Source organism: Halothiobacillus sp., from assembly GCF_028710545.1.
In the GTDB taxonomy this organism is placed as follows: domain Bacteria; phylum Pseudomonadota; class Gammaproteobacteria; order Halothiobacillales; family Halothiobacillaceae; genus Halothiobacillus.
In genome coordinates this window covers 1-6,965 of record NZ_JAQTTX010000083.1, presented here as the reverse complement: position 1 = coordinate 6,965, position 6,965 = coordinate 1, and the positions used below count along the sequence as shown (strand labels likewise).

6 protein-coding genes and 1 pseudogene are annotated in these 6,965 nt (G+C 58.0%); 6 read left to right on the top strand and 1 reads right to left on the bottom strand.

Translation table 11 applies throughout. The annotated features are described in order from the left end of the window. The 3 genes from PHD44_RS12035 to PHD44_RS12025 form a co-directional block, all read left to right on the top strand. Nucleotides 1-1,235: translocation/assembly module TamB domain-containing protein (locus PHD44_RS12035; RefSeq protein ID WP_300192058.1), on the top strand; the 1,235-nt coding region annotated here is incomplete at its 5' end. After that, a complete protein-coding gene (locus PHD44_RS12030; RefSeq protein ID WP_300192056.1) occupies nt 1,235-1,924 on the top strand; it encodes a zinc metallopeptidase in 690 nt (229 codons plus the stop codon). The genes PHD44_RS12035 and PHD44_RS12030, both read left to right, overlap by 1 nt. A 325-nt stretch (nt 1,925-2,249) precedes the next feature. Further along, nucleotides 2,250-2,858, top strand: coding sequence for a superoxide dismutase (locus PHD44_RS12025; RefSeq protein WP_300192054.1), 609 nt, complete (start codon nt 2,250-2,252; stop codon nt 2,856-2,858). 273 nt (nt 2,859-3,131) lie between these two features. Here the strand turns inward: PHD44_RS12025 and PHD44_RS12020 are convergent, their stop codons facing one another. Further along, nucleotides 3,132-3,521: a hypothetical protein gene (locus tag PHD44_RS12020; RefSeq protein WP_300192052.1), complete on the bottom strand. Its 390-nt coding sequence runs from the start codon at nt 3,519-3,521 to the stop codon at nt 3,132-3,134. A 155-nt stretch (nt 3,522-3,676) separates the two neighbouring features. On the opposite strand from PHD44_RS12020, the gene leuS reads away from it, so the two are divergent. The 3 genes and pseudogenes from leuS to PHD44_RS12005 all read left to right on the top strand — a co-directional run. Then, the gene (gene leuS, locus PHD44_RS12015; protein ID WP_300192060.1) at nt 3,677-6,130 is read left to right on the top strand and encodes a leucine--tRNA ligase; all 2,454 of its coding nucleotides are present in this window, start codon (nt 3,677-3,679) and stop codon (nt 6,128-6,130) included. A gap of 3 nt (nt 6,131-6,133) precedes the next feature. Beyond that, complete coding sequence (lptE, locus tag PHD44_RS12010) at nt 6,134-6,697, top strand: LPS assembly lipoprotein LptE (RefSeq protein WP_300192050.1); 564 nt, start codon at nt 6,134-6,136, stop codon at nt 6,695-6,697. A gap of 3 nt (nt 6,698-6,700) precedes the next feature. Next, a pseudogene (locus PHD44_RS12005) lies at nt 6,701-6,965 on the top strand (DNA polymerase III subunit delta); the annotation flags it as partial.

Sequence of the window (6,965 nt, the reverse complement as noted above, 5' to 3'; positions counted from 1 at the left end):
GGCTCAAAGGACAGGCGCGCGCCGATCTTGCGGTTGCCGGTACGCTCGATCAACCCAAACCCAGTGGACGGCTCGTGGTCGATCAACTGGCGTTCACCCTGCCAGATACCGGCGTGGCTTATGATCACGGCACGCTCAATGCGCAGATCAACGGCAAAGGACAACTTGTTTTTTCCGGTGGTTTGAACGGTGTCGTTCCCCAAAACCCTACGAGTAACGCAGCAAGCACGCAGCAAACGGGGGTAGGGCGCCTGAATATTCAGGGCACGGGCGATTTGGCCAAGCTGCCTCAATGGCAGGTGCAGGCGCAGATTCAAGGGCAAGAAGTGCCGGTATTGCGTCTGCCGAGTTTATTGATTGATGCCAGCCCGGATCTGACGCTGGACGCCAGTAAGGCAGGGGCAAGAATCGGCGGTTCGATTACCCTGCCCACGGTGACCGCGCGCATTGAAAAACTCCCCGATGCGGTGGTCAAATCAACCGGTGATTTGGTGATTGTGGGCGAGAACAAGCCGATGCCTACCGCGGCTTATCCCGTAACGGCGGATATCAAACTGATTCTGGGCAAGGCGGTTTCGCTCGCGGGCATGGGGTTTTCGACTGATCTTACCGGTACGCTGAATCTGCGTCTGCGCCCGAACGGGCCTTTGGCTGCATTCGGCGAAATTGATCTTATCCGCGGCACCTACAAAGCCTACGGGCAAAATCTGGCGGTCAAACAGGGGCGGTTACAGTTTGTCGGGCCGCTGGGCGATCCGGGGATTGCGGCCACCGCGCAACGGGTGGTTGGCGCCACCACGGTCGGTTTGAACATCACGGGGACGTTATATCAACCCAAAACCACCGTGTTTTCATCGCCCTCGTTGCCCGAATCCGATGCATTATCGATACTGCTGACCGGAAAGCCCTTGAGCGATTCGGGATCGGGTGATCGGGCCATGCTGATGAATGCCATCGCCGGTCTGGGTGTGGCGCAGGGCAACGATATCGTGCGTGATATCGGCCAGAAATTCGGCTTTGATTCTGTTGGTCTGGATACCTCCGGGGGATTTGGCGATACGCAGCTTTCCTTGGGTAAACAAATCGGTGACCGTCTCTTTGTGCGTTATGCGGTGGGTGTGGTCAATGGCTTGAGTGAAATCATCACGCAATACAAATTAAGCAATCTGTTTTCTATCGAAGTCACCACCAGTCCGGATGCGACCGGCGGTGATCTGATCTACCGGATTCACTGATGTCGATTTTGTTACTGGCCGCGATGGGCCTGCTGGCACTGTTATCCTGGTGGCCGAACTGGTGGGTAGGGCAGGTAATGGCACGCCACGCCCAACCGGCCGACCGCTATCCTTTTTCAGGCGCGGATCTGGCGCGTTACCTGCTGGATCGGCGCGGCTTGAGTGATGTGACGGTCGAGGCCACCAAGGAAGGTGACCACTACGACCCTCATGCCCGGAGCGTGCGATTGTCGCCCGCGCATTTTAGTGGCCGGTCGCTCACGGCGATTACCGTGGCGGCACATGAGGTCGGTCATGCCCTGCAACACGCCGAGGGCGATCCGGCTTTCGCCCGACGCCAGGAGATGGTCGAACGCAGCGCCTGGGCGCAACGCGTGGCCGGTTGGATTCTGGTGGCGATTCCGGCGGTGACGCTGATCGAAAAGCAACCTGCGCCCGCCTTGGTGATGCTGGTCGTCGGCGTGTTGACGATGGCGGTGCCCCTGATGGCGCAGTTATCAAACCTGCCCATCGAACTGGATGCCAGCTTCAAGCGCGCGCTGCCCATGCTCGAAGAGGGCGGCTGGCTCGGTAAGGCCGAAAGAAAACCGGCGCGGCAGATTCTGCGTGCGGCCGCCTTCACCTACGTGGCCCAGGCGCTGTCTTCGGTACTGAATGTCGTCAAATGGTTGCGCGGATTGAGGATGTAGCAGGGCGTTTGGCCATGGCCTGGCTGCTCACTTCAGGCAGTATCTTTATATCGCCTCGAAAAACCGTTACGGTCGGCCGCCAGCGTTGTATTCGCCCGTTCAAGTGAGATGAGCCGGACTGCCATCAGCTTCGTGTTACGCTGGCATTGTTCAGCACAGTAGGTTTTTCGAAGTGCCCTTCGGTCAATTTCTCGGGGGTAGCGCAAATAAGCCTGCTTCTACTATGTTATAAATAACAGGACATGAATAACCCAGTCTGCCCATCGACTTTTTGTTCGGGCAGTTTTCACCTGCTAACTTTTTCAACCCAGATCAGGAGCACGATATGGCTTTTCAACTTCCGGAACTCAGCTACGACTATGGCGCGCTCGATAAATCCATCGATGCGCAAACCATGGAAATTCACTACACCAAGCACCACGGCGCGTATGTGACCAACTGCAACAACGCCATTGCCGGTACCGAATGGGATGACAAATCCATCGAAGAGATCATGGCGAATGTGTCCAAACTCCCGCCGGCCGTGCGCAACAACGGTGGCGGACACTACAATCATGCGCTTTTCTGGTCGATTCTTTCTCCGAATGGTGGCGATGCGCCAGCTGGAAAACTCGCCGATGACATCAACGCCACGTTCGGCTCGTTCAGTGCGCTGAAAGATCTGATGAACACCGCGGGGGCCACGCGCTTCGGTTCAGGCTGGGCCTGGCTGATCGTGGACGCACAGGGCAAGCTCGCCGTCTGCTCAACGCCGAATCAGGACAACCCCACCATGGACATCGCCGAGATCAAGGGCACGCCCATCCTTGGGATTGATGTGTGGGAACATGCTTACTACCTGCGTTACCAGAATCGCCGCCCGGATTACCTCAAGGCCATCTGGGACGTCATCAGTTGGGATGCGGTTGCCGATCGGTACGCTGCTGCGAAGTAACCCAGTCGTAGTCCTAAAGTTGAAAACCCCGCGCCGGAGACGGTTGCGGGGTTTTTTATTGCCAAGGTCGATCCAGTTAATCGATCCGGTGGGTGTAGGACGAATTGATCTGGCCGTACACTCGGGGTGACGCTCGGGACGCGTCAGAGGAAAATCCGCTGATGTAACTCGATGAGCCGCCCGAACGCCAGGCAGTGGATGCACACCCACAAAGCGCGATGGTGACAAGTACGGGCAAAATCCAGAGAAAATACCGTTTCACGGGCAGCCTCTTCACTTGTCCTGATGTTTGGTGTCGTGACGCTTCAGGTTCGCTTCTTCGCGCATCGCATTGAGTTCGACATCGGTCTTGTCCGCAATCGACAGCAGTTTATTGGCAAGATCTTGCTCGATGTTTTGCCATTCCTTCGCAAAGGCTTCGCGGTCATGGCGCAGGGTAGTCTGTGCTTTGGCGATGTCGATGCGGAGGGTGTCCACGAGATCAGGGTGGTATTCGTGCTCGGCCAACTCGGCTCGTGATTCGTCGATGATTTCATCACTGTGCCGTTTGATCGCCCGGCTTTCATCGTCCAGCAGGCGGGCGTAGATGGTGCCCAGCCAGTGGTAGTAACGGTCGCTCAAGCTTTCGTGGGCCGTATTTTTGGTTTGTTCATCGGTAGACATGTTGCGATTCCTCCTGAAGATCTGCGCTCAGCATACACCGAGGTTCATGTACCCGGACACGGTTTTTTGGGGCAGTGGTCCGGTTTTTCAGGTATTCTTGACGCCGTTTTTATATCGTCCCCCTTATATAATCAAGTACGCACCCAATCGCCATGATGCACGAGCAATACGTTCCCGCCCAAGTTGAAGATCAAGCCCAGAGTCTGTGGGCCGACCGCCAGGTGTTTCGCGCGGTGGAAGACCCGACGCGGGAAAAATTCTATTGCCTGTCCATGTTTCCGTACCCTTCCGGGCGGCTGCACATGGGGCATGTGCGCAATTACACCATCGGCGATGTGATCGCGCGTTATCAACGGATGCGCGGCAAAAACGTGTTGCAACCGATGGGTTGGGATGCGTTCGGCCTGCCCGCGGAAAACGCCGCGCTCAAGAACGGTGATGCCCCCGCACGCTGGACCTTCGAGAACATCGATTACATGCGCGGCCAGTTGCAGCGCTTAGGATTGGCCTACGACTGGCAGCGGGAACTGGCCACCTGCACGCCGGAGTACTACCGCTGGGAACAGTGGCTATTCACGCGTCTCGTGCGCAAGGGCATGGCTTACAAGAAAACCGCCGTGGTGAACTGGGACCCGGTGGACATGACCGTGCTGGCGAACGAGCAGGTCATCGATGGCCGCGGCTGGCGCTCCGGGGCGCTGGTCGAACGGCGCGAGATTCCACAGTGGTTCATCAAGATCACCGATTATGCGGATCAACTGGTTGATGATTTGCAGCAACTGGATGGCTGGCCGGAGCAGGTGCGCACCATGCAGGCCAACTGGATTGGCCGTTCGCGTGGTTTGCAGGTCGATTTTGCCTTGCCCGATGGCAACAAGCTCACGGTGTTCACCACGCGACCAGACACGCTCTATGGCGTTTCGTACCTTGCCGTGGCCGCAGAACATCCGCTGACCAAAAAGGCGGCTCAGACCAATCCCGCCATTGCCGCGTATATCGAGCGTTGCCGTCATCACAAGGTGGCGGAAGCGGAAATGGCGACGATGGAGAAAGAAGGTGTCGATCTCGGTATCACCGTCACGCATCCGTTGACCGGCGAACCGATTCCCGTCTGGTCGGCCAATTTCGTGCTGATGGAATACGGCACCGGCGCGGTCATGGCGGTGCCAGCGCACGACGAGCGCGATTTTGCATTCGCCCGGCAGTATGGGTTACCGATCAAGCCTGTGATCGAGTCCATTGAGCCGCATGATTACAGCTCGGGGGCGATGACCGCCAAGGGCAAGCTGTTCGATTCGGCTGAGTTTTCGGGGATGGATTTCGAGACGGCCTTTGATGCGATTGCCGAGCATCTTGAAGCCAAGAAGCTGGGCCAGGTGCAAATCAACTACCGCCTGCGCGATTGGGGCGTATCGCGTCAGCGTTACTGGGGTTGCCCGATTCCAATCATCAACTGCCCACATTGCGGCGCGGTGCCGGTGCCGGACGATCAACTGCCGGTGATCCTGCCGACCGATGTGGTGATGAACGGCCCGCAATCGCCGATCAAGCAGTCGCGTGAATTCATCGAAACGACCTGCCCGGAATGCGGCAGTGCCGCCGAGCGCGAAACTGACACCTTCGATACCTTCTTCGAGTCGAGCTGGTATTACGCCCGCTATACCTGCCCGGATTTCACCGAGGGTATGCTCGACGAGCGTGCCGATTATTGGCTGCCGGTCGATCAGTATGTGGGCGGCGTGGAACACGCCGTGCTGCATCTGTTGTATGCGCGCTTCTTCCATAAGCTGATGCGCGACGAAGGTCTGATTGCCCAGGACAAACCCGAGCCGTTCACCCGCCTGCTCACCCAAGGCATGGTGAATAAAGACGGCAGCAAGATGAGCAAGTCCAAGGGCAATACGGTCGATCCGCAACCCTTGATCGAGGAATATGGCGCTGATACCGTGCGCCTGTTCATGATGTTCGCCGCACCGCCAGATCAGGGTTTGGAGTGGTCCGATGCAGGGGTGGAGGGTGCGCATCGGTTCCTCAAACGCCTGTGGCGTCAGGTGTACGACCGCAAACAGGCCGGTTGGCAGCCATCGCCCTTGGTGACCGACGGGCTGGACGATGCCGCCCGCGCTCTGCGCCGCAAGCTGCACGAAACCGTTGCGCGTGTCACCGATGATGTCGAAAAACGCCAAACCTTCAATACCGTGATTGCGGCGAATATGGAGCTGTTCAACGAGTTGAACCGTTTTGAAGGGACCGATCCAGTCGCAAGCGGCGTCATCACCGAAGTACTGCAAAACATGATCAAGATGCTCTCGCCCATCGTGCCGCACATCGCCCACGCGCTGTGGTCAGAAGTGGGCGGAACAGGGCTTGTGATCGACGCGCCGTGGCCGGAGGTTGATGCCGCTGCACTGGTGCGCGACGAAATCGAACTCGTCGTGCAGGTAAACGGCAAATTGCGGGGCAAGATTCTGGTGGCGGCAACGGCCGACAAGTCTATGCAGGAAGCGGCGGCCATGGCCAATCCCGATGTGCAACGCTATCTTGACGGGGTTTCCATCAAGAAGGTCATCGTCGTGCCCGGTCGGCTTATCAATATCGTGGTGGGGTAACCTGTGACCAGCCAGAATTCTTCGTTTTTAGCCCGTTTCCTGCCATCGCGCGCCATCGCTTTTTTTGGTGCGCTGGCCGTTCTCGCAATGCTCGCGCTGGGGGGCTGCGGCTATCATCTACGTGGCGTGACAACGCTCGATCCGGTATACAAATCGGTTTATGTGCAGGGCATGAGTACCAGCGATCCGGTTTACCAGCAGTTGCAACGTCTGTTCCGGAACACGCACAGCACCCTCGTGACCGACCCGAGCAAGGCATCGGCAACCCTGGTGATCGACAGCAATCAGGTCGAACAGCGTGTCGCCGTGGTTACACCGCAGGCAAACGTGCAGCAGTACGAGTTGTACCAGCGGATTACCTATCACATCGAGTTGGCTGATGGACGGCGTCTGCCTGAGCAGACGATCGGGCAGGCGCGTAACTACAATTACGATCCGACGGGTGTCATTGCTTCCACCAGTAACGAGGCCCAGATTCGTCAGGAACTGGCCGAAACACTGGCCCGGTTGTTGTTCTACCGCCTGAGTGCGCCCGTGAAGATGGAACCGCCAGCGGCGGTACACTGATCCGTGAATCTGCGTCCGGAACAACTGGATGCGGCGCTGGCCAAAAAGCTGGCCGCCCTTTATGTACTGGTGGGCGACGACTGGTTGCAACTGGATGAGGCCCGTCAATCCATTGCCCGACAGGCGCGAACGGCCGGCGTTACCGAACGCCTGCGGTTCGAGGTGGAGGGGCGCTTTGACTGGAATAGTCTCAAGTCGGTCGGGGCGAATCTGTCCCTGTTCGCCGAGCGACGCCTGGTTGATTTGCGCATTCCCGGCGGCAAACCGG

Bases quoted from the DNA above. Each gene is read 5' to 3' on its own strand.
- PHD44_RS12030 (WP_300192056.1), top strand. From the start codon at position 1,235: ATGTCGATTTTGTTACTGGCCGCGATGGGCCTGCTGGCACTGTTATCC.
- PHD44_RS12025 (WP_300192054.1), top strand. From the start codon at position 2,250: ATGGCTTTTCAACTTCCGGAACTCAGCTACGACTATGGCGCGCTCGAT.
- PHD44_RS12020 (WP_300192052.1), bottom strand. From the start codon at position 3,521: ATGTCTACCGATGAACAAACCAAAAATACGGCCCACGAAAGCTTGAGC.
- leuS (WP_300192060.1), top strand. From the start codon at position 3,677: ATGCACGAGCAATACGTTCCCGCCCAAGTTGAAGATCAAGCCCAGAGT.